24 protein-coding genes are annotated in these 23,891 nt (G+C 70.1%); 15 read left to right on the forward strand and 9 right to left on the reverse strand.

What is annotated here, in order from left to right:
- Window positions 1-108 precede the first annotated feature (108 nt).
- Window positions 109-771 (forward strand): spermidine synthase, encoded by a 663-nt coding sequence (locus BN1187_RS12230; protein ID WP_040162097.1) that lies wholly within the window; start codon window positions 109-111, stop codon window positions 769-771.
- A gap of 70 nt (window positions 772-841) precedes the next feature.
- On the opposite strand, the gene BN1187_RS12235 is transcribed toward BN1187_RS12230, so the two are convergent.
- Window positions 842-2,125 (reverse strand): PhoH family protein, encoded by a 1,284-nt coding sequence (locus BN1187_RS12235; protein ID WP_235750705.1) that lies wholly within the window; start codon window positions 2,123-2,125, stop codon window positions 842-844.
- Between the two features lie 486 nt (window positions 2,126-2,611).
- Between BN1187_RS12235 and BN1187_RS12240 the strand changes: the two genes are divergently transcribed.
- A complete protein-coding gene (locus BN1187_RS12240) occupies window positions 2,612-4,981 on the forward strand; it encodes a glycoside hydrolase family 31 protein (RefSeq protein ID WP_040162103.1) in 2,370 nt (789 codons plus the stop codon).
- Window positions 4,982-5,219: 238 nt separating this feature from the next.
- Here BN1187_RS12240 and uppS read toward each other — a convergent pair whose 3' ends face one another.
- Entirely contained in the window at window positions 5,220-6,023 is an 804-nt protein-coding gene (gene uppS / locus BN1187_RS12245; RefSeq protein ID WP_040162105.1) for a polyprenyl diphosphate synthase, read from the reverse strand.
- A gap of 93 nt (window positions 6,024-6,116) precedes the next feature.
- On the opposite strand from uppS, the gene BN1187_RS12250 reads away from it, so the two are divergent.
- Entirely contained in the window at window positions 6,117-7,061 is a 945-nt protein-coding gene (locus BN1187_RS12250) for an NAD(P)-dependent oxidoreductase (protein WP_040162107.1), read from the forward strand.
- A 55-nt stretch (window positions 7,062-7,116) separates the two neighbouring features.
- Here BN1187_RS12250 and BN1187_RS12255 read toward each other — a convergent pair whose 3' ends face one another.
- From BN1187_RS12255 to mca, 3 genes are read right to left on the reverse strand one after another with little or no spacing between them, the layout of a single operon-like run.
- Window positions 7,117-9,255 (reverse strand): thioredoxin domain-containing protein, encoded by a 2,139-nt coding sequence (locus BN1187_RS12255; RefSeq protein ID WP_040162110.1) that lies wholly within the window; start codon window positions 9,253-9,255, stop codon window positions 7,117-7,119.
- Window positions 9,256-9,276: 21 nt separating this feature from the next.
- Entirely contained in the window at window positions 9,277-9,501 is a 225-nt protein-coding gene (locus BN1187_RS12260; protein WP_040162113.1) for a hypothetical protein, read from the reverse strand.
- A gap of 55 nt (window positions 9,502-9,556) precedes the next feature.
- Window positions 9,557-10,498 (reverse strand): mycothiol conjugate amidase Mca, encoded by a 942-nt coding sequence (mca, locus tag BN1187_RS12265; protein ID WP_052462666.1) that lies wholly within the window; start codon window positions 10,496-10,498, stop codon window positions 9,557-9,559.
- A gap of 71 nt (window positions 10,499-10,569) precedes the next feature.
- On the opposite strand from mca, the gene BN1187_RS12270 reads away from it, so the two are divergent.
- Both BN1187_RS12270 and greA read left to right on the forward strand, forming a co-directional pair.
- Complete coding sequence (locus tag BN1187_RS12270; RefSeq protein WP_157754778.1) at window positions 10,570-10,968, forward strand: DUF4307 domain-containing protein; 399 nt, start codon at window positions 10,570-10,572, stop codon at window positions 10,966-10,968.
- Between the two features lie 43 nt (window positions 10,969-11,011).
- Window positions 11,012-11,521 (forward strand): transcription elongation factor GreA, encoded by a 510-nt coding sequence (greA, locus tag BN1187_RS12275; RefSeq protein ID WP_040162120.1) that lies wholly within the window; start codon window positions 11,012-11,014, stop codon window positions 11,519-11,521.
- A gap of 73 nt (window positions 11,522-11,594) precedes the next feature.
- On the opposite strand, the gene BN1187_RS12280 is transcribed toward greA, so the two are convergent.
- Both BN1187_RS12280 and BN1187_RS12285 read right to left on the reverse strand, forming a co-directional pair.
- Complete coding sequence (locus tag BN1187_RS12280) at window positions 11,595-11,933, reverse strand: hypothetical protein (RefSeq protein ID WP_040162122.1); 339 nt, start codon at window positions 11,931-11,933, stop codon at window positions 11,595-11,597.
- Window positions 11,930-12,904 carry a hypothetical protein gene (locus tag BN1187_RS12285; protein ID WP_040162125.1) on the reverse strand — a complete coding sequence of 325 codons (975 nt, stop codon included), beginning with the start codon at window positions 12,902-12,904 and terminating at the stop codon, window positions 11,930-11,932. Before BN1187_RS12285 ends, BN1187_RS12280 begins: the two co-directional genes overlap by 4 nt.
- A 134-nt stretch (window positions 12,905-13,038) precedes the next feature.
- Between BN1187_RS12285 and BN1187_RS12290 the strand changes: the two genes are divergently transcribed.
- The 6 genes from BN1187_RS12290 (at window position 13,039) to BN1187_RS14740 (ending at window position 17,675) form a co-directional block, all read left to right on the forward strand.
- A complete protein-coding gene (locus BN1187_RS12290; RefSeq protein ID WP_040162128.1) occupies window positions 13,039-13,722 on the forward strand; it encodes a uracil-DNA glycosylase in 684 nt (227 codons plus the stop codon).
- 207 nt (window positions 13,723-13,929) lie between these two features.
- Window positions 13,930-14,094: a hypothetical protein gene (locus tag BN1187_RS14400; protein ID WP_157754779.1), complete on the forward strand. Its 165-nt coding sequence runs from the start codon at window positions 13,930-13,932 to the stop codon at window positions 14,092-14,094.
- Between the two features lie 106 nt (window positions 14,095-14,200).
- Window positions 14,201-14,869: an HAD family hydrolase gene (locus BN1187_RS12295; RefSeq protein ID WP_040162131.1), complete on the forward strand. Its 669-nt coding sequence runs from the start codon at window positions 14,201-14,203 to the stop codon at window positions 14,867-14,869.
- A 116-nt stretch (window positions 14,870-14,985) separates the two neighbouring features.
- On the forward strand, window positions 14,986-15,924 hold the full coding sequence (locus BN1187_RS12300) for an HAD family hydrolase (protein WP_040163258.1): 939 nt from the start codon (window positions 14,986-14,988) through the stop codon (window positions 15,922-15,924).
- 27 nt (window positions 15,925-15,951) lie between these two features.
- Complete coding sequence (locus BN1187_RS14735; protein WP_218184655.1) at window positions 15,952-16,950, forward strand: glycoside hydrolase family 3 N-terminal domain-containing protein; 999 nt, start codon at window positions 15,952-15,954, stop codon at window positions 16,948-16,950.
- Entirely contained in the window at window positions 16,947-17,675 is a 729-nt protein-coding gene (locus tag BN1187_RS14740; protein WP_218184656.1) for a glycoside hydrolase family 3 protein, read from the forward strand. Before BN1187_RS14735 ends, BN1187_RS14740 begins: the two co-directional genes overlap by 4 nt.
- A 93-nt stretch (window positions 17,676-17,768) precedes the next feature.
- Here the strand turns inward: BN1187_RS14740 and BN1187_RS12310 are convergent, their stop codons facing one another.
- Entirely contained in the window at window positions 17,769-18,275 is a 507-nt protein-coding gene (locus tag BN1187_RS12310) for a mycothiol transferase (RefSeq protein WP_040162134.1), read from the reverse strand.
- Window positions 18,276-18,504: 229 nt separating this feature from the next.
- On the opposite strand from BN1187_RS12310, the gene BN1187_RS12315 reads away from it, so the two are divergent.
- The 4 genes from BN1187_RS12315 to BN1187_RS12330 all read left to right on the forward strand — a co-directional run bounded on the left by BN1187_RS12315 (window position 18,505) and on the right by BN1187_RS12330 (window position 23,169).
- Window positions 18,505-19,806: a TerC/Alx family metal homeostasis membrane protein gene (locus BN1187_RS12315; protein ID WP_052462667.1), complete on the forward strand. Its 1,302-nt coding sequence runs from the start codon at window positions 18,505-18,507 to the stop codon at window positions 19,804-19,806.
- Between the two features lie 187 nt (window positions 19,807-19,993).
- Window positions 19,994-21,301, forward strand: a complete 1,308-nt coding sequence (locus tag BN1187_RS12320) for a TerC family protein (RefSeq protein ID WP_040162136.1) — start codon at window positions 19,994-19,996, stop codon at window positions 21,299-21,301.
- A gap of 151 nt (window positions 21,302-21,452) precedes the next feature.
- Complete coding sequence (locus tag BN1187_RS12325; protein ID WP_235750670.1) at window positions 21,453-22,355, forward strand: proline dehydrogenase family protein; 903 nt, start codon at window positions 21,453-21,455, stop codon at window positions 22,353-22,355.
- A gap of 106 nt (window positions 22,356-22,461) precedes the next feature.
- Window positions 22,462-23,169: an EcsC family protein gene (locus BN1187_RS12330; RefSeq protein ID WP_040162140.1), complete on the forward strand. Its 708-nt coding sequence runs from the start codon at window positions 22,462-22,464 to the stop codon at window positions 23,167-23,169.
- A 36-nt stretch (window positions 23,170-23,205) separates the two neighbouring features.
- Here BN1187_RS12330 and BN1187_RS12335 read toward each other — a convergent pair whose 3' ends face one another.
- Window positions 23,206-23,811 (reverse strand): response regulator transcription factor, encoded by a 606-nt coding sequence (locus tag BN1187_RS12335; RefSeq protein WP_235750671.1) that lies wholly within the window; start codon window positions 23,809-23,811, stop codon window positions 23,206-23,208.
- Between the last annotated feature and the right edge of the window lie 80 nt (window positions 23,812-23,891).

Genomic DNA, 23,891 nt, shown 5'->3' on the forward strand with positions numbered 1-23,891 from the left:
CCACGCCCGCCGAACCCGTCCCGCCACCGCACGCCCCGGGCCGCCTTGCTCGCAGGCCGCGGCCGCCGACGAATTGAGGACGCCGCCGACGTCGGCCACGATGACCCCATGGAACCCGTCGAGACCATCGCCCGCGCGGACACGCCGCTGGGCGAGTTGGCGCTGCGCCGCCGCGGCGACGTCGTCGAGCTCATCGTCAACGGGGTCTTCGCGATGGACTCGGCCGAGACCACGTCCGAGCTCGCGCTCGCGGACGCCGCGGGCACCCCGCCGGGACGGGTCCTGGTCGGCGGTCTGGGCCTGGGCTACACGGCCGCCCGGCTGCTCGACAACGGCGCCGCCGAGATCGACGTGGTCGAGCTCGCGGGCGCGCTGCTCGACTGGGCCGGCGCCGGCGTCACCCCGCAGCTCGCGCGCGTGGCAGGCGATCCCCGCGTCCGGCTGCACGCCGCCGACATCGGCGACTGGATCGCCGGCCGCGCCGAGACCTGGGACGCCATCCTGCTCGACGTCGACAACGGCCCGACGTTCCTCGTCCACGACGGCAACGAGCGGCTCTACGCCGCTCCCCTGCTCACCGAGTTCGCCCGGCGGCTCGGGCCGGGCGGCGTCCTGATGATCTGGTGCGAAACCCCGAGCCCCGCCCTCCTGGCCACGTTGCAGGGCCTCGGCCCGGGGTTGGCGGCAGACGAGGTGATCGTCCCCATCGAGCGCGAGGGACGCGCCTTCGACTACGCCCTGTATCGCCTTCGGCGCGGCCCGGGCGACTGACGTCCGGCAGACCCGCGACCGCGTCCGCCGAGAGCGCCGGGACGCCACGGCGCGGCGTCCCGGCGGCGGATCAGAGCCCGACGTCCCCTTCGAGCATCTCGGTGACCAGCGCGGCGATCGGCGAGCGTTCCGAGCGGGTCAGCGTGACATGCCCGAACAGCGGGTTGCCCTTCAGCTTCTCCACCACCGCGGCGACGCCGTCGTGGCGTCCGACCCGCAGGTTGTCGCGCTGGGCGACGTCGTGGGTCAGCACGACCTTCGAGTTCTGGCCGATGCGCGACAGCACGGTCAGCAGCACGTTGCGCTCCAGCGACTGCGCCTCGTCGACGATCACGAACGCGTTGTGCAGGGAACGTCCCCGGATGTGCGTCAGCGGCAGCACCTCGAGCAGGTCCCGCTCGACGATCTCGTCCACCACGTTCTTGTGGACGAACGAACCCAGCGTGTCGAACACCGCCTGACCCCAGGGCGACATCTTCTCGTTCTGGTCGCCGGGCAGGTAGCCGAGCTCCTGGCCGCCCACCGCGTACAGCGGGCGGAACACGATCACCCGGTCGTGCAGCTGGCGCTCCATCACGTTCTCCAGCCCCGCGGCCAGCGCCAGCGCGGACTTGCCGGTCCCGGCGCGCCCGCCGAGCGACACGATGCCGATGGACGGATCCATCAGCAGGTCGAACGCGACCCGCTGCTCCGCCGAGCGCCCGTGCAGGCCGAAGATGTCCCGGTCGGTGCGGATCATCCGCAGCGTCTTGTCGGGGTGGACGCGGCCCAGCGCGGTCGAGCCGCCGCCGCGGGCGACGACGCCGGTGTGGCACGGCAGGTCGAGCACCTCCGCGGTGGCGACCTGGCCTTCGTCGTAGAGCTGATCGATCGCGGCCGCGCTCATCTCGAGGTCGACCATGCCGAGCCAGCCCGCGTCGCGGGCGAGCTCGTGCTTGTACTCGTCGGCGTCCAGGCCGACCGAGGCCGCCTTCACCCGCAGCGGCAGGTCCTTGGTGATGAGCGTGACCTGCCGTCCCTCGGCCGCGTAGTTCAGCGCGACGGCGAGGATGCGCGAGTCGTTGTCGCCGAGGCGGAACCCCAGCGGCAGCACCTCGGGGTCGGTGTGGTTGAGCTCGACATGGATCGTGCCGCCGCAGTCGTTGACCGGCATGGCCCGGTCCAGGCGCCCGTGCTTGATGCGCAGGTCGTCCAGGAAGCGCAGCGCCGTCCGGGCCGCGAAGCCCAGCTCCGGATGGTGCCGCTTGCCCTCCAGCTCGTTGATGACCACCAGCGGCAGCACGATCTCGTGCTCGGCGAAGAACCGCAGCGCCTGCGGGTCGCTGAGCAGCACCGAGGTGTCCACGACGAACACCTTCTGCTCGGTGGGGTTGAGATCTCCGTTGGTGACGACGGGCGCGGGAGCGTCCGCGACGAACTGTGACTCATTGGTATCGAGCACGTCATTCCTCACTGGTTCGGGCCGCGTGATCTCCACCCGGCCTCGCCTTGACGGTTTCAGCCGGTGGACTCCCTGACGGGAACGGGTCTCATCGATCCAGTGCCTCCGGGTTGGGACGCCTGACGCGACGTCCACGTGGTCACGTTAACCAACACCCCGGTCAATGCCGAGTGGCGCGCCCACACGTTTTGGCAGTGTTCACCCGTCGGTTACTCGCCGGCCGGGCCGTCCGGGTAGCCAGCATGGCCGCCGACGCGCCGCGGCAGGTTCATCGGGACGGGTGCCCCGTGGCGGTTCGGCTCGTAGGCTGACTTCCATGCCGCTACCCCCCCACCTCGTCCAGCACACTTCGCCGACGGACGGGTCCCCCGGGGCGGTTCGGCTCGTAGGCTGACTCCCATGCCGCTCCCCCCCCCCCTCGTCCAGCACACTTCGCCGCCCCCACCCGCCTCGTCCGTCGTCCGCGGCGACACCTGGCGCATCACCGTGCTCACCGACCGGCTGCTGCGGTTGGAGTACTCCGCCGACGGCCGCTTCGAGGATCGCGCGACGCAGGTCGTGCTGCACCGGGACTTCCCGCCCGTGGACTTCCGGGTCATCGAGAAGGGCGAGGGCCTCCAGCTCCACACGGACGCCCTGACACTCGAGTACGACGGCCGCCCGTTCTCTCCGGGCGGGCTCGTGATGACCCCGGTCGGCGGCGAGGGCTACCGCCAGGTGTGGCGCTACGGCGAGCAACTGCACGAGTGGATCCTGCCGAACAACCTCGGCGGCACCGCCCGCACCCTCGACACCGTCGACGGCGCCTGCGAGTTGGAGCCGGGGCTGATGTCGACGACCGGCTCGGCGGCCCTCGACGACTCCGGGTCGCTGGCGCTCACCGAGGACGGCTGGGTCGACCAGCGCGTGGGCGACGTCGACGTGTACCTGTTCGCCCATCAGCGCGACTTCCCCGCCGCGCTGCGCGACTTCTACCGGCTCACCGGGCCGACGCCGATGTTGCCCCGCTACGCGCTGGGCAACTGGTGGAGCCGGTACTACCCGTACTCGCAGGAGTCCTACAAGGCGCTCATGAACCGGTTCGCCGCCGAGGAGCTGCCGTTCAGCGTCGCCGTCCTCGACATGGACTGGCACTGGGTGGACATCGATCCTCGCTTCGGCGCCGGCTGGACCGGCTACTCCTGGAACACCGACCTGTTCCCCGACCACGTCGCGCTGCTGACCGACCTCCACAGCCGCGGGCTGCGGGTCACCCTCAACGACCACCCGGCGGCGGGCGTCCGCGCCTACGAGGACCGTTACCCCGAGCTGGCCCGGCGCCTGGGCATCGACCCGGCCACGGAAGAGCCGATCCCGTTCGACATCGGCGACCGCGACTTCGTCGCCCCCTACTTCGAGGAGATCCACCACCCCCTCGAGGACGAGGGCGTCGACTTCTGGTGGATCGACTGGCAGCAGGGCAAGCACACCCGCACGCCCGGGCTCGACCCGCTGTGGGCGCTGAACCACTTCCACTTCCTCGACAGCGCCCGCGAGGGACGCCGTCCGCTCACGTTGTCCCGCTACGCCGGGCCGGGGTCGCATCGCTACCCCGTGGGCTTTTCCGGGGACAGCGTGATCAGCTGGGACAGCCTCGACTTCCAGCCCCGGTTCACCGCGACCGCGGCCAACATCGGCTACGGCTGGTGGAGCCACGACATCGGCGGCCACCTGTGGGGCTATCGGGACCAGGATCTGCAGTCCCGCTGGTACCAGCTGGGCCTCTTCTCCCCCATCAACCGATTGCACTCCTCCCGCGGAGAGTTCACCCGCAAGGAGCCGTGGACGTTCGACGCCATCCACGAGCGGGTGATGGGCGACTGCCTGCGCTTCCGCCACCGACTGTTGCCGTACCTGTACACGATGAACGAGCGCGCCCACAGCCAGGGCGAACCGCTGTGCCGTCCGTTGTACTACGAGGACCCCCGCGCCGAGACCGCGCTGCGGTCGCTGAACAGCTTCCTGTTCGGCACCCAGCTGCTCGTGGCCCCGATCACCCGCCCCCTGGACCCGCACAGCCGCCAAGGCGCCGTGACGACGTGGCTGCCCGAGGGCACCTGGACCGACATCTTCACCGGCGTCCGCTACTCCGGCGGCCGTGAGGTACGGCTACATCGTCCCATCGACGGCTACCCCGTGCTCGGACGCGCCGGCGCGATCGTCCCGCTGCAGCCCGAGGGTGCCTACGGTATCGAGAACCCGGACGCGCTGGAGTTGCGCGTCTGCCCCGGCGCCGACGGCGAGTTCGTGCTCTACGAGGACGACGACGCGCTCGAACCGGTGTCGGTGCGCACCCGGTTCCGCTGGGACGACGCGGCGGGCGTCCTCACGGTCGCCGCCGCCGAGGCGGACGGCCCCGCCGGTCAGGCGCCCGTGCCCGCGTCCCGGCGCTACACCCTGGCCCTCGTGGGAGTCGAGCGCCCGGAGCCCTTGCCGGCCGGGGCGTCCTACGCCGAGGAGTCGGCGACCCTGCGGCTGGACGGCGGCACGATCGCGACGGACGCCGGCGGCGCCATCGCCGCGCCGGGCGTCCGCGTGGCGAGCAACGACGTCGTCGCGCGCATCAAGCGGTTCCTGCTGCAGGCGGAGATCGGGCTCATCCTCAAGGAGCGCATCTGGTCGATCGTGGCCGGCCGAGACACCGAGCGCGCACGACTGCAGGCGCTCGAGGCCGTGGAGATGGACGCCGAGATCCGCGGGCCGCTGGCCGAGCTGATGCTGGCGCTGTGAGTCCGGGCCGTTAACGAGCGGAACCGCCAGCCTCGGGGGACGGGCTGGCGGTTCCGCTCATACGGCGACGCTGACCATGGAGGAGGTCAACGTTCTTCTTGCTTGCGTCGAGGTTCGGGACCAGTCGAACCTCTTTCACGACCGCACTCATAACGTTAGGCGCCACCGCAGCCGCTCCGATAGCGAGGGTCGCCAAGTCGGCACCTTGGAACGAGGACCTCGGTACTTTCGTACCGGCTCAGCGCCCGTAGCGCCGCTCCCGCGTCCCGTAGGAGCGCAGGGCGCGCAGGAAATCGACCCGGCGGAAGTCGGGCCACAGCGCCTCGCAGAAGTAGAACTCGCTGTGGGCCGACTGCCAGAGCAGGAACCCGGACAGCCGCTGCTCCCCCGAGGTGCGGATGATGAGGTCGGGGTCGGGCTGGCCCGCGGTGTAGAGGTGGGACGCGATGTCGTCGATCTCGAGCGTGGCGGCCACCTCCTCCAGCGTGCGGCCCTTGCTGGCCTCGCTGGCGAGCAGCGACCGGACGGCGTCCCGAAGTTCGTGGCGTCCGCCGTACGCGACCGCGACGTTCACCCGCATGCCGTCGAGGCCCGCGGTCGCCTCCTCGCAGCGTCGCAGGGACGCCTGCATGTCATCGGGCAGCAGCGACAGGTCGCCGACCGACTTGACCGGCCAGCGCCTGGTGCCGGCGAGGTCCTGCTGGAGCTTTTCGATGACCCGGAGCAGCGGGGAGACGTCGGTCTCGCGCAGCAGGTTCTCCGTCGACAGCACCCAGAGCGTCACGACGGCGATGCCGGCCTCGTCGCACCATTCGACGAAGGAACGCAGCTTGTCCGCCCCCGCCTGGTAGCCGACGACGAGCGGCTGACCGGGGGCGTTCAGGCGGGCCCACCGCCGGTTACCGTCGGCGAGCACGGCGACGTGCTGCGGCAGGTGTTCGGGGTCGAGTTCGGAGCGCAGCCGCTGCTCGTACGTGGAGTACAGCAGCTCCGACGGGTGCAAGCGATCCGCCCATTCGCGCGTCCGGTCGGCCCAAGACATGGGGTCACATTAGCGAACAACGGCCCGACCGGCCCCGCGCCGGCGGCCCGCCGCCCCTGGAGAACCGTCGGCGGCACGCTCTACGGTGGGCTCATGAAACTCCTCGTGATCGCCAACGCGCCCCTCACCCTCGACCCGCCCGATGACGTCGAGGTGGTCGAGCTCGATCCGACGCAGCCCATCCCTGCCGAGCACCTGGACGCGGAGGGCGCCCTCGTCGAGGGCTGGGGAAGCCCCACGCTGAAGCAACTCGCCGAGGACGCCCCCTACCTGACCTGGGTGCAGACGCTGGCGGCCGGCCCCGACGCCGTGCTGCGAGCCGGGTTCGGCCCGCAGGTGACCATCTGCACCGGCCGCGGCTTCCACGACAAGACAGTCTCCGAGCACGCGCTGGCGCTGACGCTGACGGCGCTCACCGACATCCCGACGCTGCTGGAGCGGCAGCGCGACCACGACTTCGCCCACGAGGAGTTCGGCTCGTGGCGTCCGCTGCACTCCCCCGACCGGCTCTCGACGCTCATCGAGTCCAACGTGCTGATCTGGGGCTTCGGCTCCATCGGCCAGCACATGGCGACGCTCTTCGCGGCCTGCTCGGCGAACGTCCGGGGCGTCGCGACCAGCCGCGGTGAGCGCGGCGGCTTCGAGGTCTTCACCGAGGACGACCTGCCGCAGTTGCTGCCCGAGACCGACGTGTTGGTGATGGTGCTGCCCAGTTCCGACGGCACGGAGAAGGCCCTGAACGCCGAGCGCATCGCGATGCTCAAGCCGATCTCATGGGTGGTCAACGTGGGCCGTGGCACCACCGTCGACGAGGACGCCTTGGTGGAGGCCCTCAACGCCGGACGCCTGGGCGGCGCCGCCCTCGACGTCACGTACGAGGAGCCCTACCCCTCCGACGGGCCGCTGTGGGACGCTCGCAACGTCGTCATCACCCCGCACATGGCCGGCGGCCGCGCCGTCGGCGCCGACGAGATGGTGAACCGCCAGATCGAACACCTGCGCCGGGGAGAGCCGCTGGAGAACGCCGTCGAGCGCTGAGCCTTCGAGCCACCCCGGCGACCCTCTGGGCCGCCGGGCCGCCCTGCCCGGCGGCTCAGCTGGCGCGCGACCAGAGTGCGGCGCGAATCTGCTTGACCGAGGTCGCGGGCGCGAAGCAGGTGGTGCCGCGGCACACGTAGACGGTGGCGTCGGTCTCGACGTCCTCGTGCTCGTCGTACTCGGCGTCGTTCACCTGCCCCGAACCGCCGATGGACGCCCGGGTGATCTTGCCGCCCTCGGTCGCGATGCGGGCGTCGCCCGGCTTCGCCGGACCCCGGTCGTCGAAGTGGTGCGCGAACCCCTTGGTGCCGGGGCGTCCGTTCACCACCACGGAGCCGGCCGGGGCCATCCGCCACGCGGCCACCGCCGCCCGGTTGAGCGGCGTTCCGGACTCGTCGATCACGACGGCGACGGCGGGCCGCAGCCCTTGGCGGGCCTCGTCGGCGATGAGCACGTCCGTCAGCGCGGCGGGCGCGAACCGCGGGGTCGCCGCGACCGTCCCCCACGTGGTGCGCGCGGCGGCGTCCGCGCGGTCGAGGAAGTCCTGCCGGTCGGCGAGCAGCCCGACCGTCCGCAGCGCGGCGACCAGCGCGCTCGTGCCGGACGGCGTCGGGTTGTCGGTGACGTCCCGGGGGCGGGAGAAGAGCCCCGTCTCAGCGGCGTCGTAGAAGCCCCCGTCCTCGGCGCCGAACCGCTCCAGCGCCTGCTCCAGCAGCCGCACGGCGTGCTTGAGCCAGCCGGCGTCCCCGAGCGCCGCGCCCAGGTGCCCGAAGGCCAGCGCGAGGGCGCCGTAGTCCTCGGCGAACGCCGGCACGTCGGAGACCACCCCGTTGTGGGAGGAGCGACGCAGTCCGTGCTCGGCCCAGTGCAGGCCCCACAGCGTTTCGGCGGCGTCGGTGGCCAGCTCCAGCCAGGACGGCTCGTCGAAGATCAGCGCCGCTTGCACGAGCGAGTCGATCATCCATCCGTTCCACGACGTCACGACCTTGTCGTCGCGCGGCGGGGCGAACCGGTTCCGGCGCTCGTCCAGCAGGCGCCGGCTCACCTCCGCGAGGCGTTCCTCGTCGGGGACGCCGCGCAACTGCAGCGTCGACAGGCCGTGCTCGAAGGTGCCCGAGCTGGTGACGTGGAAGACCTGCTCCGCCCACGCGGCGTCCTCCTCCCCGAGCGCGTCCACGAGCAGGTCGTGGTTCCAGACGTAGTAGATGCCCTCGTGCGGCATGCCCAGGGAATCGGCGCTGTCGGCGTCCAGGCTGGCCGCGAACCCGCCGGACGGCACGGTCATCTCCCGGCGCAGCCACTCGACGATGCCGCGGGCCGCGCGCTCGAACTGGCCGCGCAGCGCGGTGTCGTGCCCGGGCGTCCGACGCCAGCCGCGGGCGTAGGCCCCGAGCAGAAGGGCGTTGTCGTAGAGCATCTTCTCGAAGTGCGGCACCACCCACGCCGCGTCCACGCTGTAGCGGTGGAAACCCCCGCCGACCTGGTCGTGGATGCCACCGCGGGCCATCGCGTCCAGCGTGCGCTGGGCCATGTCGAGGCTGCCGGGCTCGCCCTTGACGAGCAGGGCGTCCACGACGAGCGGGGCGGGGAACTTCGGGGCGTCACCGAAGCCGCCGTGCATGAGGTCGAAGTCGGCGCTCAGGGAGTCCAGGGCGTCCCAGACGGGCGGCGCGGCGTCCGCCGCGGGGAGCTTGTTGATCTCGGCGAGCTGCGCGGCGATCGACTGGGCCGACCCGACGACCTCGTCGTGCCGGTCGGCCCACGCGCCGGCCATCGCCTGCAGCACCTGCATGAACGACGGCATGCCGCGTCCGGGCTCGGGCGGATAGTAGGTGCCGGCGAAGAAGGGGCGTCCGTCGGGGGTGGCGAACACGGTCATGGGCCAGCCGCCCTGGCCGGTCAGCGCCTGGGTGGCGCGCATGTAGACGGCATCGACGTCGGGACGCTCCTCGCGGTCGACCTTGATCGCCACGAAGTGCTCGTTGACATAGGCGGCGACGTCGGCATCCTCGAAGGACTCGTGCGCCATCACGTGGCACCAGTGGCAGGCCGAGTAGCCCACCGAGATGAGGACCGGGACGTCCCGCTCGAGCGCGGAGGCGAACGCCGCCTCGCTCCAGGGCCACCAGTCGATCGGGTTCGAGGCGTGCTGCTGAAGGTAGGGGCTTGACGTCTTCGCGAGGCGGTTGGGCATGCCGTCCAGCCTAGCGAGACCTCAGACGGGGTCGGCTCCCGACCTGCTGTCGCCAGGGTTGCGGACCGGGCCGTCCCCGGAGAACGGCCCCGACGAGACCCGCTGCTGGTCCACCGGCAGATCGATGTTGCGCATCTGCTTGCGCATGTTGAAGAACAGGAACACGATGCACGCGCCCAGGACGGCCGTGACCGCCAGGGCGATCCAGCCGGGCGCCACCAGCGCACCCATGTCGAGCAGAACCATCACCGCACTCCTTCACTCCAGATCGGCGCGGACATGCCCAGCATGCTACCTCCGCTCAGATGGAGTAGAACCACTCGCCGTCCGGGTCGGCCACCTGCGCGTCCAGCCCGGCGAAGAGGTCGTCCTCGGGCACCTCGGTGGGCACCATCGAGCGGACGAGCTGGAAGTCCTCGGTGGGCCAGCCGACCTGCTGGATCTTCAGCGGCACCGCGAACCACATCCCGTCGGGGTCGACCTGGGTGGCGTGCGCCTTCAGGGCGGCGTCCCGCACCGGGAAGTACTCGGCGCACGGGATGAAGGTGGTGAGCCGCGCCTCGGCCTCCGGGTCCTCGGCCCAGGACGCCAGCCGCTCGGCATACGGCGAGTCGAGGCCCTCCTCGTGCATCAGCTGATCGAGCCGGGCGTAGCGGTTCCGGTGGAAGGACATCTGGTAGTAGACCTTCTGCACCTGCCACGGCTCGCCGTGCTCGGGCCACTTCGCGGGGTCCGCCGCGGCGTCGAGGGCGGCCATCGTGATGCGGTGGCACTGGATGTGGTCGGGGTGCGGGTAGCCGCCGTTCTCGTCGTAGGTGGTCATCACATGCGGACGGAACTGCCGGATCACCCGCACGAGCGCGCCCGCCGCCTCGTCGACGTCCTGCAGCGCGAAACAGCCGTCAGGCAGCGGCGGCAGCGGGTCGCCCTCGGGCAGCCCGGAGTCGACGAAGCCGAGCCACGTCTGCTCGATGCCGAGGATCTCGCGAGCCTTGTCCATCTCGCGGGTGCGGATCTCGCCGATGTGCTCGCGGGTGTAGTCGTCCTCCATCTTCGGGTTGAGGATCGAGCCGCGCTCACCGCCCGTGCACGTCGCCACCATCACCCGGACGCCCTCGGCGACGTACTTCGCGGTGGTGGCCGCGCCCTTGCTCGACTCGTCATCGGGATGGGCGTGGACGTGCAACAGCCGCAGCGGGGCGCCCTCGGCGTCCCGCCGCACCGGCTTCGAAAGGGATGGCATGAGCGCCATTGTGGCGACCCGGTCAAGCATGAGGCGCCCGGGTCCGGCATGAGGGCGGCACAATGGAGGCCGTGACGACCGAGACCGACGCCGAACGCATCGCCCGCCGCTACCCGCCCCGCCGCGGACGCCGGTGGTGGGTCGTGGCGGCCGTCGTGCTGGCGGCCGTCCTGGGCTCGTGGCTCGTGTGGACGGCCACGCACCACGCGAACCCGCCGGTGGCCGGGCACGTCGCCGCGTTCGACGTCGTCTCCGACACGCAGATCGACGTCACCGTCACCGTGCAGCGCACCGATCCTGCGCAGCCCGCCCGCTGCGAGGTCACGACACAGGCGGTCACCTACGACACGGTCGGGCAGCTGCCGTTCGACGTCCCGCCGGGCACCGAACGGCTGACGACCGTGAAGGTGAGCGTGAACACCTTCAAGCGCGCGACCACGGCCGACGTCGCCTACTGCCGGCCCGCCTGACCGGGAGCAGGAGGGCGCCGGGCCCCGATGGTAAGCTGTCCCGATGGCAGAGGATCAGAAGAACGTCGTCTGGCTCACCCAGGATGCGTACGACAAGCTCTCCGAGGAGCTCGAGTTCATGAAGGGCGAGGGCCGGCAGCAGGTGTCGGCGAAGATCGCCCAGGCCCGCGACGAGGGCGACCTGAGTGAGAACGGTGGCTACCACGCCGCGCGCGAGGAGCAGGGGCAGCAGGAGGCCCGCATCCGGCAGCTCGAGGTGATGCTTCGCGACGCCGAGATCGGCGAGGCCCCGGCCAGTTCGTCGACCGTCGAACCCGGCACCCGGGTGACGATCTGCTACGACGGCGACACCGACGACACCGACACGTTCCTGCTGGGCTCCCGCGAGCTGGTGGGCCTGGCCGACGACGTCGACATCGAGGTCTTCTCTCCGCAGTCCCCGTTGGGCGCTGCGATCCTCGGCAAGAAGGTGGGCGAAACTGCCACCTACGAGGGCCCCACCGGCAAGTCCTTCGAGGTGCAGGTGCTCGAGATCGAGCCGTTCACGTCCTGACAATTGATTGATGCTTTTGACGCCGGCGCCCTCGATGGGCGCCGGCGTTCGGGTGTCCGGGCGCGGTCGCCGCTCAGCTCTCTCGACCGCGCTCGGCGAGCAGTCCGGCCGCCACGGCCGGATCGAGACGGCCGGCGGCGACGGCGTCCAAGATCTGCGTCCGGACGCCGTCCTCGGCACCCGAGGCGCCAACGGACGCGGGCGCCGGGTCGGGCCCAGGGACGGACGACGCCGGGGGGTTCTGGGTCTCGGCGCGGCCACCCGGGCCGGTCGCGGAGTCGTGCGCGCACAGGTGGCCGAGGTCGTCCGCGGCCATCTCCAGGCCACAGTCGGCGCAGCGGACGCGGGTGACGATCAGCCGGTGCTCCCCGCAGCGCGGGCAGGAATCCGGCGACCAGGACCGTTCGGTCATGACCCCTCCTTCACGGTGACGATGCCCATCACGACGTCGAGGTCGAGGCGTCCGGCGCCGTCGCCGACGACGTACTCGGTGAGGTTCGCCGTGGCGTCGCCGGGCCAGACGATGCGGCCCACCTGGCTGGCCGCGCGGACCGTGACGTCGGCGCCCTGGACCAGCTCGAGCGTCAGCGCCCCGGACTCGCAGCGCAGCCGCGAGCGTCCGGACGAGAAGGTTCCCGAGACCGCGTACGTCCCCGCCTGCAGCAAGGCGTCGGCGATGCGCCGGACGTCCGCCAGGGTCGCGTTGCCGGCGGTCACCCGCACGCGACCGAGCCGCGCCACCCCCTCGGTACGGACCGATCCGGCCGTCGCCTCGAGGTCGACCTCGGCGGCGGGGTTCACCCGCACGACGACCTCCCGGCCCAGCCCGAGCTGCAGCGCGTCGTCGAGGGAGCGCGGCATCTTGAGCCCCGCCAGGTCGCGCAGGTCGCGCAGACCGGCCCCGAGCTCGCCCTCGCTCTCGACCTGCCAGACCCCGGAGGCGCGGCGCATGGTGTGCGGCCCCTCGACCGCGACGGTGGCGACGCCGGCGTCCGCGACGACGCGGACCCGGCGACCGACCGTCCGCACGCTGACCCGCACGTCGGGCTGCTCGGCGTCGTCGCCGACGATCTCGCCGTCCACGACCTCCCCGTCGCCGGACGCCTCTGCCTCCGCTTTCGGCACGTCGGACCCGGGCGAGGCGCCCGGCGCCGAACCGTCGCCGGACGGCTGGGACACAGGCTCCGCCGACTCGGGTGCGGGCGAGGCGTCCGGTTCGGGCGACGACGGGGTGTCGGTGCCATCGATGTGAACGGTGCTCTCGGTGCGGTCCGCGCCGGTCGCGGCGGTGACCGCGTCGATGCGGCGGGACGCCTCCGCCGCATCGATCCTGCCCGCGGCCAGGTCGTTGAGGATGGGGGTCAGGTCGGGCCCGTTGCTCATGGCCCAACCCTACGTGGACGCCCCAGCGCCCGATCGTCCGCCGGCCGCCGCGGGAGGCGGGAGGCAGTCCCCGAGGGAACCGGGGACGTCCGGCCGGGCGCCCCGACGGGTCCTGCATGGGCTAGCGTGAGCCGGTGACCCGCACCCCGCTTCGTGACCTCGTCGCCGACGACTGGGCCGACGCCCTCGCGGCGGTCGAACCCGCCATCACCGCCATGGGCGACTTCCTGCGCGCCGAATTGGCGGCCGGCCGCGGCTACCTGCCGGCCGGACCCAACGTGCTGCGCGCGTTCACCCGGCCGCTCGCGGACGTCCGCGTCCTGATCGTCGGCCAAGACCCCTACCCGACCCCCGGCCAAGCCGTCGGCCTGTCGTTCTCCGTCGGCCCGGCCGTGCGACCCCTCCCCCGCTCGTTGCAGAACATCTTCCGCGAGCTGTCGGACGACCTCGGCATCGCGCCCAGCCCCCACGGCGACCTGTCGGCGTGGTTCGAGCAGGGCGTCCTGCTGCTCAACAGGTGCCTCACCGTGCGGCCGGGCGCCGCGGCGTCCCACCGCGGCAAGGGCTGGGAGCAGGTGACCGCGCGGGCGATCGACGCGCTGGCCGAGCGCGGCGGCCCGCTGGTCGCCATCCTGTGGGGACGCGACGCCCAGAACCTGTCCGGCGCGCTGGGCGACATCCCGATCATCGCGTCGCCGCACCCCTCGCCGCTGTCGGCGAGCGGGGGCTTCTTCGGCTCCCGCCCGTTCAGCCGCGCCAACGGAGCCCTGGTCGCCCAGGGCGCCCAGCCGATCAATTGGCAGCTTCCGCCGGCCTGATCAGCACGCTCGGGCGCCCGCCACGGCCTCGACCTCGGACACCGCCGCCCCGAACGGGCCCTCAAGCGGCGGTTCAGGTCTTCCCCCCGGGGTCTGGTGCTGCACCCCGGCCCTCATTACTATGTGACACCTGTCGCTATGTGGCGCGGCTTTCGCGTCTCGCGCGATGACCCGGCGCTCCCCCGCGCCCCGGACGAAAGATTGGCCATGCACCGCACCACCAGCTCCATCGCCGCGATCCCGGCCCCCGCCCTGATGAACGGCAACCTCGAGGTCGCCTTTCCCGGGACCCCGTCCCAACCCGCCCAGGCCGGCCGCCCCGCGTCCATCCTGCGTCGACGCCGGGTGCGCCGCGCCCGCAGCGCTGCCTGACGCTTCCCCGGCGAGCGCCGCGCCAGGGGGTCACCCCGCGGCCGTGACCGCGCCGCGGCCCCGCGTGTTCGGCCGCGCCCTTGGCTCGCCTTGTTGAATAGGACCCATGACGACATTCCCTGCCGCCGTCGTGTTCGATCTCGACGGCACCCTCATCGACTCCGAACAGACCTGGGACGAGGTCCGCCGCGGCCTGGCCGCCGAGGACGGCGTTCCGTGGCCCGACGAGGCCACCACCGCGATGATGGGCATGAGCACGCAGGAGTGGAGCACCTACCTGTCCGAGACCGTCGGGCTGACCAGCGATCCCGACCAGAGTGCCCGCCGCGTCATCGACGCCTTGCTCGACCGCTACCGGCACGGCCGCATCGAGGTGCTCCCCGGCGCCGCCGACGCAGTCCGGCGCCTGGCCGCGGAGTTCCCCCTCGGCGTCGCGTCGTCGTCGGCGCGCGTCCTCATCGAGGCCGGGCTGGACGCCATCGGCGTCCGCGACGCGGTCAGCGTCGTCGTCTCGACGGAAGAGGTCGCCAACGGCAAGCCGGAGCCGGACGGCTACCTGGAGGCCTGCCGGCAACTCGGCGTCGATCCCGCGGCGAGCGTCGCGGTCGAGGATTCCGGCAACGGAGCGAAGTCCGCGCTGGCCGCGGGCATGAAGACCGTGGTGATCCCGCCGGCCTTCCACCCGCCGTCGGACGACATCCTCCAGCGCTGCGACGCGGTTCTCGACGGCCTGGCCGATCTGACCCCCGACCTGGTGCGCTCCCTGTTCGACTAGCCCCCGACAACACGTCGGCAACCCCCGTCACCCCGCGTGCACGCCGTGAAAAAGTGAAACGAACGCAGCGGTGCGCAGGGGTGCGCGCCGTAGTTCCCGACGCGAAGGAGTTCACCGTGAGCAACATTCCGGAAGCCGCGCAGGTCTTGGTCGACTTCAAGCCCACGAAGGACTTCTTCGTCGGCATCGATTCCGATGGCTGCGCCATGGACGCCATGGACATCAAGCACCTCGAGTGCTTCACCCCCAACACCATCAAGCACTGGGGCCTGCAGCCCGTCTCGACGCTCGCCCGGGAGACGGCGCTGTTCGTGAACCTGTACTCCATCACCCGCGGACTGAACCGCTGGGTGGCGCTGAAGCAGGTGCTGGACCTCCTGCGCGAACGCTCCGAAGTCGCCGAGCGCGGCTTCGAGGTGCCCGCCGGCACCGAGCTCCAGGCCTTCCTGGACGCCCCCGGCTACCCCCTGTCCGACAAGGGCGTCGCCGCCTACGCGGCCGACCACCCGTCCGACGAGATCCAGATGGCGATCAACTGGGGCAACGGCGTGAACCAGACCATCGCGTGGATGGTGCATAACTGCGGCCCGTTCCCCGGCGTCAAGGGGGCCTTCCAGGCCATGCAGGAAAGCGTCGACTGCATGACGGTGTCCGCCACCCCGCTCGAAGCCCTCAACCGGGAGTGGAGCGAGCACGGCCTGGCCCAGTACATGAAGGTCATCGCCGGTCAGGAGATGGGCGGCAAGGCGCAGCACGTCGAGTACGCCGCGAAGGGCAAGTACCCCGACAACCACATCATGCTGATCGGCGACGCCCCCGGCGACCGGGATGCGGCAGCGAAGGAAGGCGTCCTGTACTACCCGATCATCCCGGGCGAGGAGAAGCAGTCCTGGAAGCGCTTCACCGACGAGGCCCTGCCGAAGTTCCTCAACGAGGAGTTCGAGGGCGAGTACCAAAAGTCACTCATCGACGAGTTCAACAGCCATCTCCCGGCGCACGTGCCGTGGGACACCCTCTCGGGCGACAAGGCCGTCAAGATGCCGCACGTGAAGTGACTACCCCTCAGCTGACAGGGAGAAACGATGCCTGAACTCGTGGATCTCAAGGCCGCGCCCTACAACCTCGACGACGAGCAGATCACGTGGGTCGAGGACACGCTGGCGGCGATGACCCTCGACGAACAGGTCGGCCAGACGTTCACGAACCTGTTCCACTTCGGCCCCGACACCTTCTCGGGCAACCCGTACACGGCCGAGGAGATCATCGAGAAGTTCCACATCGGCGTCGCCCGCTACAACGGCGGCACGTCCGACAAGGTGCAGGACCTCATCAACCGCCTGCAGAAGGCGTCGAGGATCCCGCTGCTGATCGCCGCGAACTGCGACTCCGGCGGCAACGGCGCGATGAGCGACGGCACCTACGTCGCATCCGGCGCGCAGACCGAGGCGTCCGGCTCGACCGAGGTGGCGCACAACGCCGGCTACGTCTCCGGACGCGAGATGCGCGCGATCGGCGCCAACCTGAACTTCGACCCGTGCGTCGACATCCTGTTCAACTGGCGCAACACGATCGTCAACACCCGCGCCTACGGCACCACCGCCGACGACGTGATCAAGTACACGATCCCGTTCGTCGAGGGCCAGCGCGAGTCCGGCATCCTCACGGCGGTCAAGCACTGGCCGGGCGACGGCACCGAGGAGCGCGACCAGCACCTCGTCCTCGGCGTGAACGAGCTGCAGCCCGACGAATGGGAGGCCAGCTTCGGCAAGGTCTACCGCGCCCACATCGAGAACGGCGTGGAGATGATCATGGCCGGGCACATCGCCCTGCCGTACTACCAGCAGAAGCTCAACCCCGCGCTGTCGGACGCCGACATCCTGCCGGCGACGCTGGCCCCCGAGCTGATCAACGGGCTGCTCAAGACCGAGCTGGGCTTCAACGGCGCGGTCATCACGGACGCCTCGCACATGCTCGGCATGACGTCGGCGATGCGCCGGGAGGACTACGTCCCCGCCGCGATCGCGGCCGGCTGCGACGCCTCCTGTTCTTCAACAACCTGGAGGAGGACTTCGGGTTCATGAAGGCCGGCGTCGAGTCCGGCGTCATCTCCAAAGAGCGCCTCGACGACGCGAACCGCCGCATCCTGGGCCTCAAGGCCAAGCTGCGGCTGCACGAGAAGCAGGCCGACGGCACGCTGCTCACCAAGCCCGAGGACCTCGAGGTCGTCGGCTGCGAGGAGCACCTCGCGATGCGCGCGGACGCCGCGGACAAGGGCATCACGCTGGTCAAGAACACCCTCGACCAGCTGCCGCTCAACCCGACCGACCACAAGCGCATCCGTATCTACCACCTCACCGGTGAGAAGGGCGGCATCGCGGGCGGTGGGGAGTCGGCGATGCTCGATTTCTACCTCGAGGAGCTGAAGCGGCGCGGCTACGAGCCGGAGGTCAACGACGGCACGACGCGTGTGAAGGGGCCGACGCTGAAGTACCGCGAGGACGTGGACGCCGCCCTCGTGCTCGCCGAGGTCATCGGGTACGGCGCGCAGAACAACTACCGCATCCAGTGGAAGACGGCCATGAGCAACGAGGTGCCCTGGTACGTGTGGGAGGTGCCGACCTTCATGGTCAGCCACAACTTCACCACGCACCTGCACGACGCGACGATGGTCAAGTGCTACGTGAACGCCTACCACCCGAACGAGGCCAACGTCCTGGCGACGCTGGACAAGCTCGAGGGCAAGTCGGAGTTCCAGGGCACGCCGAACGACCTGGTGTGGGCCGGCAAGTGGCAGGCCAAGCTCTGATCGGCTCCGGCCGGTGAGCTGAGGCTCCAACACGAACCGCGGCGGGGAGATTCGTCCGGCGCCGGGCGTGCGTGGCGGCCGCGGGTGTCCCGGTCAGCCCTCCAGCAGCCCGCGCACGTAGGCGGCCTGGCCGGCGTGCTGCGCGGCGTCGTCCACGACGCTGATCAGCCGGACGCCCCGGGTGACGGGCGGATCCCAGTTCGTGTCGATGATGTCGTCGAGCGCCCCCTCGTCGAGGGTGGCGACGTAGGCCAGCGTGGCCTCGACGGTGGCGTCCAGGTAGCCGAGCAGCGCGGCGGTGTCGGTGATGCGCACGCGGGCGACCTCGTTCGGCTTCATGCCGTAGCCCATCGCGTCGTCGGGCAGGTCGAGGGCGAGCTTGGCGGCCCAACCCTGGGACGTCCACACCGGCTCGGTGCCGGCCAGGTCGGCGATCTGGAGGTCCTCCTGGCGGGCGAGATGCCACACCAGCCAGCCGATCGGGTTGGCGCCGGGACGCGGCGCTTCGTTGACGAGATCGGCGGACAGCCCGTCCAGCACGTGGTGGGAGACTTCGCGGCTGCGCTCGACGGCGTCGCTCAACAGTTCAGCAGTGTTCATGTCTCCCACTGTGGCACGGCAGCCCGCCTCCTGGGCTCGGGGCTCGGTCGGTCGTCCTGGTGGCAACCGGCGGCGGGCATTCGCGACGGAGCGGGCGCTGCCGATAGAATCGCGACGTTGCACAGCAGCGCGTGATGGCGGCGTGCGGGAATCTCAGCTATTGGGCCCCGCATTCACAGTCTTTGGCCTTGCCGGTCTCCGACATCTCTAGAAAGGTCATCACCGCCACATGGTTTCCCCTTGGGTATGGCTGGTCACAGTCATCTTCATCATCGGTCTGTTGCTGTACGACTACTTCTTTCACGTCCGCGTTCCGCATACGCCCACGCTGAAGGAGGCGGCGATCTGGTCGGCCGTGTTCGTCGGCATCGCGCTGGTGTTCGGCGTCGTCGTGTGGGTCTTCGGCGGCAGCGACATGGGCATGGAGTACTTCGCCGGCTACATCACCGAGAAGGCGCTGAGCGTCGACAATCTCTTCGTCTTCCTGATCATCATCAACGGCTTCAGAGTGCCGCGTGCCGGCCAGCAGAAGGTGTTGCTGTTCGGCATCATCTTCTCGCTGATCACGCGCACCGCGTTCATCTTCGTGGGCGCCGCCTTGATCAACAGCTTCGCGTGGATGTTCTACCTCTTCGGTGCGCTGCTCATCTTCATGGCCGGCAAACAGCTCCAGCCCGAGTCAGACGACGAGAGCCTCGACGACAACGGCGCCGTGCGGCTGGCCCGCCGGTTCTTCCACACGTCCGACGATTACGACGGCGACAAGCTGTTCACCCAGGTGGACGGCAAGCGCGCCATGACCCCGATGCTGCTGGTGATGATCGCGATCGGCGGAACCGACCTCCTGTTCGCGCTCGACTCCATCCCGGCCATCTTCGGGCTGACGCAGTCGACGTTCATCGTCTTCACCGCGACCGCGTTCTCGCTGCTGGGCCTGCGCCAGCTGTACTTCCTGATCGACGGCCTGCTCGACCGCCTCATCTACCTCAAGTACGGCCTGGCCGCCATCCTCGCCTTCATCGGCGCGAAGCTCATCCTGCACGCCCTGCACGAGAACAACGTCCCGTTCATCAACGACGGCGAGCCCGTTCCCGTGATCGAGATCAGCACGGGGTTCTCGCTCACCTTCATCCTCGGCGTCCTCATCGTCACGGTGCTGGCGTCGCTGCTGTCGAAGAAGGGCAAGGCCCTGACGACGATCAAGAACACCCGCCGGCACGCCGAGCAGTACCTCGACCTCGGCTACGAGGCCGATGCCCAGCTGCGCGAGGGCAACTACCGCCGCCTCCTGGAGGAGGAGAGGCAGCTGCGCGCGCTCGACGACCGGTGGGACTACCTGATCCGCGACGAGCAGAAGATGCTGGACCTGCTGGACGACGCGCACCGCGAGCACGACCGGTTCATTCAGGCGAACCCGCAGCACCACACCCCGGGCAAGCCGCTGCGCCCCGAGTTCGACACCGCCCCGTTCCGCGAGCCCGAGGCTGACCCCGATGCCGGCGCCGAAGCGCGCCCGTCGGGCTCGGACTGAGCCGGCACACCCCCGTCCGCGCCCCGGGGCCAAACCCTGACCGGTTCTGGTCCCGGGGCGGGAACCCTGGCACAATCAATGAGTTATCGGGCGCCTCGGCGCCACCCTTTGTCTCCGCAGGCCAACCGGCCCGGACGACTCCCGGTGACGCCTCGTCTCCTGCCCCCCTCCTCGAAAGGTTTCGCGCATGGTCGAGTCCCCTCTGACATGGGCGCTCACGATCGCCGGCATCGTCGGCCTGTTGGCGTTCGACTTCTTCTTCCACGTGCGGAAGGCCCACATCCCCACGATCAAGGAAGCGGCCAAGTGGACCGGGATCTACGTCTCGATCGCCGTCCTGTTCGGCATCGGCATCCTCGTGTTCGGCGGCTTCCACCCGGGCCTGGAGTTCTTCGCCGGCTACATCACCGAGATGTCGCTGAGCGTCGACAACCTGTTCGTGTTCCTCATCATCATGAGCAGCTTCAAGGTGCCGCGCGCCGATCAGCAGAAGGTGCTGATGTTCGGCATCGTGGTGTCGCTGATCTTCCGCAGCGCCTTCATCTTCCTGGGCGTCGCGCTGATCAACAGCTTCGCCTGGATCTTCTACTTCTTCGGCCTGATCCTGCTGGTGACGGCGGGCAACCTCCTCAAGCCCGAGCAGGAGGAGACCGACGGCGAGGCGTCCGAGGCGAACAACTTCATCATCCGCATCGCCAAGAAGTTCATCCACACCACCGACTACTACGACGGCGACAAGCTGTTCACCCAGGTGGACGGACGCCGGGCAATGACCCCGATGCTGCTGGTGATGATCGCGATCGGCGGCACGGACGTGATGTTCGCGCTCGACTCCATCCCGGCCATCTTCGGCCTCACCCAGGACCCCTACATCGTCTTCACCGCCGTCGCCTTCTCCCTGCTGGGCCTGCGCCAGCTGTACTTCCTCATCGACGGCCTGCTCGACCGCCTCATCTACCTCAAGTACGGCCTGGCCGCGATCCTCGCCTTCATCGGCGTCAAGCTCATCCTGCACGCCCTGCACGAGAACTCGGTCCCGTTCATCAACGACGGCCAGCCGGTCCCCGTCGTCGAGGTGACCACCCAGCTGTCGCTCATCGTCATCGTCGGCGTGCTGCTGATCGTGATCGTGGCCTCGCTGGCCTCCCCCAAGGGCAAGGCGCTCACCACGATCAACAACACCCGTCGGCACGCTCAGCAGTACCTCGACCTCGACTACGAGGCCGACCTCTCCGTCCGCGAGCAGAACTACAAGCAGCTCGTCCGCGAGGAGCAGGCCCTCCTGGCGATCCCGGCGAAGTACAAGCCGCTGATCCGCGGCGAGAACGAGCTGCTCGACATGCTCGACGAGGCGCACCGCCAGCACGGCGACTACGTCGATCGGAACCCCACGCGCTTCCCCGCCGGCGACCCCGCCCAGCGGTTCGAGCGCCTGGACACCGAGCGGTACCGCGAGTCCGACGCCGAGGACCCCGAGGAGCCGTCCGGGGAGTGACGCGCCGTCCCGCGCCGTCGGGCCCGTCGTCGGGGACCCTCCGGCGGCGGGCCCGTGTGCTTCAGCTGATTGCGTGCGGACGGCCCTGCACAGCGATAGATTGCGCGCAAAGGTGAGAGGGGCCGAAATGCTACGGGCGACGATGACGGCGATGGCGGACAGCAACCTGATCAAGTCGATGGTCACGGGGTTCCCGCTGACCCGCTCCGTCGTGGACCGTTTCGTCGCCGGAGAGACCTTGGACGAGTGCCTCGTCCGCGTCCGCGAACTGGCGGACGCCGGGCTGCTCGCCACGATCGATCGCCTCGGCGAGGACACCACGAACCGGCAGCAGGCCGAGGAGACGGCGGACGCCTACGTCGAGCTGATCGAGCGCCTGCACGCCGAGGGGCTGACGGACCGCGTCGAGGTTTCCCTCAAGCTCAGCGCGATCGGCCAGTTCCTCCCCGAGGGACGCGAGCTGGCCCTCGCCAACGCGCTGCGCATCTGCCAGGCAGCCGCGGACGCCGGAACGACCGTCACCTTCGACATGGAGGACCACACCACCACGTCGTCCACCCTCGGGCTGCTCGCCGAGGTGCGCGAGCGCTTCCCGCAGACCGGAGCGGTCATCCAGGCCTACCTCCGCCGCACCCGCGACGACACCCGCGACCTGGCGACGGAGGGCTCCCGCGTCCGGCTGTGCAAGGGCGCCTACGAGCAGCCGGCCAGCGTCGCGTACAAGACCGCCGAAGAGATCGACCGCTCCTATGTCGACTGCCTGCGCATCCTCATGGAGGGCCCGGGCTACCCGATGGTCGCCACGCACGACCCGGCGATGATCTCCACCGCCCTGTCCCTGGCCAACGTGACCCGTCGGGCCGTCGACTCCTACGAGTTCCAGATGCTGTTCAACATCCGGCCCGACGAGCAGCGGCGCCTCTCCGAATTGGGGCACCAGGTGCGCGTCTACGTGCCCTACGGCACCGACTGGTACGGCTACTTCATGCGCCGCCTCGCCGAACGTCCCGCCAACCTCTTCTTCTTCCTCCGGGCCCTGGTCGGACGCCGCTGAGGCCCCTCAGAACAAGTGAGACGCAACCGGAACCTGCTGAAGTGGCTGGCGGCGCCGCCAGCCTGAGAGCATCGCTGCACCTGGTCAACCACGAGAAGGATCTGTCATGGGATTGTTCGACCTGCTCAAGCGCAACCGCGAGACCGAGGAGGTGACGCGCTCCGCCCTCGACGAGGCGCGCGACCCGAGTGAGGGTCAGGGGGCCATCACCGACCTCATCCAGCGCATCCTCTCCGTCGGCTTGGACGGCGTGGGCCCTGTCGCCGGCGCGAAGAAGGTCGCCGACGAGGCCCTCAAGGACAACCACGGGGACCGGGAGGCCGCCATCGACGACCTCGCCCGCAAGCACATCCGCCTGGGAGCCAGCGGTGGGTTCGTGACCAGCCTCGGCGGCTTCATCACGATGCCCGTCGCGCTGCCGGCCAACGTGTTCGAGTTCTACGTGCTGGCGACCCGGGCGGTCGGCGCGGTCGCGACGCTGCGCGGGTACGACATCAGCAAGCCGGAGATCCGCACCGCCGTGCTGTTGACCCTCATCGGCACGAAGTCGGACGACATCCTCACCAAGGTGGGCATCAACACCGGCGCCAATACGGTGAGCAGCCTGGCGAGCAAGAACCTGCCGAAGGCCGCGATCATGATGATCAACAAGGCCGTCGGCTTCCAGCTGCTGAAGAGCCTCGGAGAACGGTCGCTGACGCGGCTCGGCCGCCTCGTGCCCGCCGCCGGCGGCGTGATCGGCGCTCTGTTCGACGGCACCATGATGAGCCGCATCACCAAGCAGGCGCGCGAGGAGTTCCCGGCGACCGTCTGACGCCCGGCCCACGCGACGGCGTCGCGCTGGGCGTCCTCAGTTGCGGGAGAACCCGTGCTCGAGCGCCCAGCCGACGGCCTGGCTGCGCCGGCTGACGTCGATCTTGCGGTAGGCGTTGCGGATGTAGGACTTCACCGAGTTGATCGACAGGCGCGCGCGGTCGGCGATCTCCTGGTTGGAGTAGCCCTGGGCGATCATCGCGATGATCTCCGCCTCGCGTCCGGTGAGGGCCTCCGAGCGCCCTGGCCACTCGCCGCCGACCGGGAGTTCCTTCTCGGCCGGGGTGGGGCTGATGACCGTCTCGCCGCCGTGAATGCGCTGCAGGGCGGCGACCATCTCGCGGGCCGTGAGGCTCTTGGAGAGGTAGCCGCTGACCCCGGACGCGAGGCACTCCTCGATCAAGCCGCGCTCGAGCATCCAGCTGTAGACGACGGTCTTGCTCACCCGCGGGTTGCTCAGCAGCGACCTGATCGCGTCGCACCGGGGCGAGCCGTGGCCGAAGGTGTCGTACAGCGCGATGTCGACGACCTGGTCGACCGGGCTGTCGGCCGCCAACTGCACAACGCTGATATCGTTGGGGTAGGAGTCGAAAAAGTGGTCGAGGCCGGCGACGACCAGGTCGTAGTCATTGACCAGCGCCACTCGGATCTTCGTTGCGGGGGCATTCATCGTCGCTCCGGCCTTCCCTTTCGCTCTCGGCTCAGCGTATCGGAGGGCGAGCC

It is taken from the genome of Nigerium massiliense (assembly GCF_000826085.1).
Classification (GTDB): Bacteria; Actinomycetota; Actinomycetes; order Propionibacteriales; family Propionibacteriaceae; genus Propioniciclava; species Propioniciclava massiliense.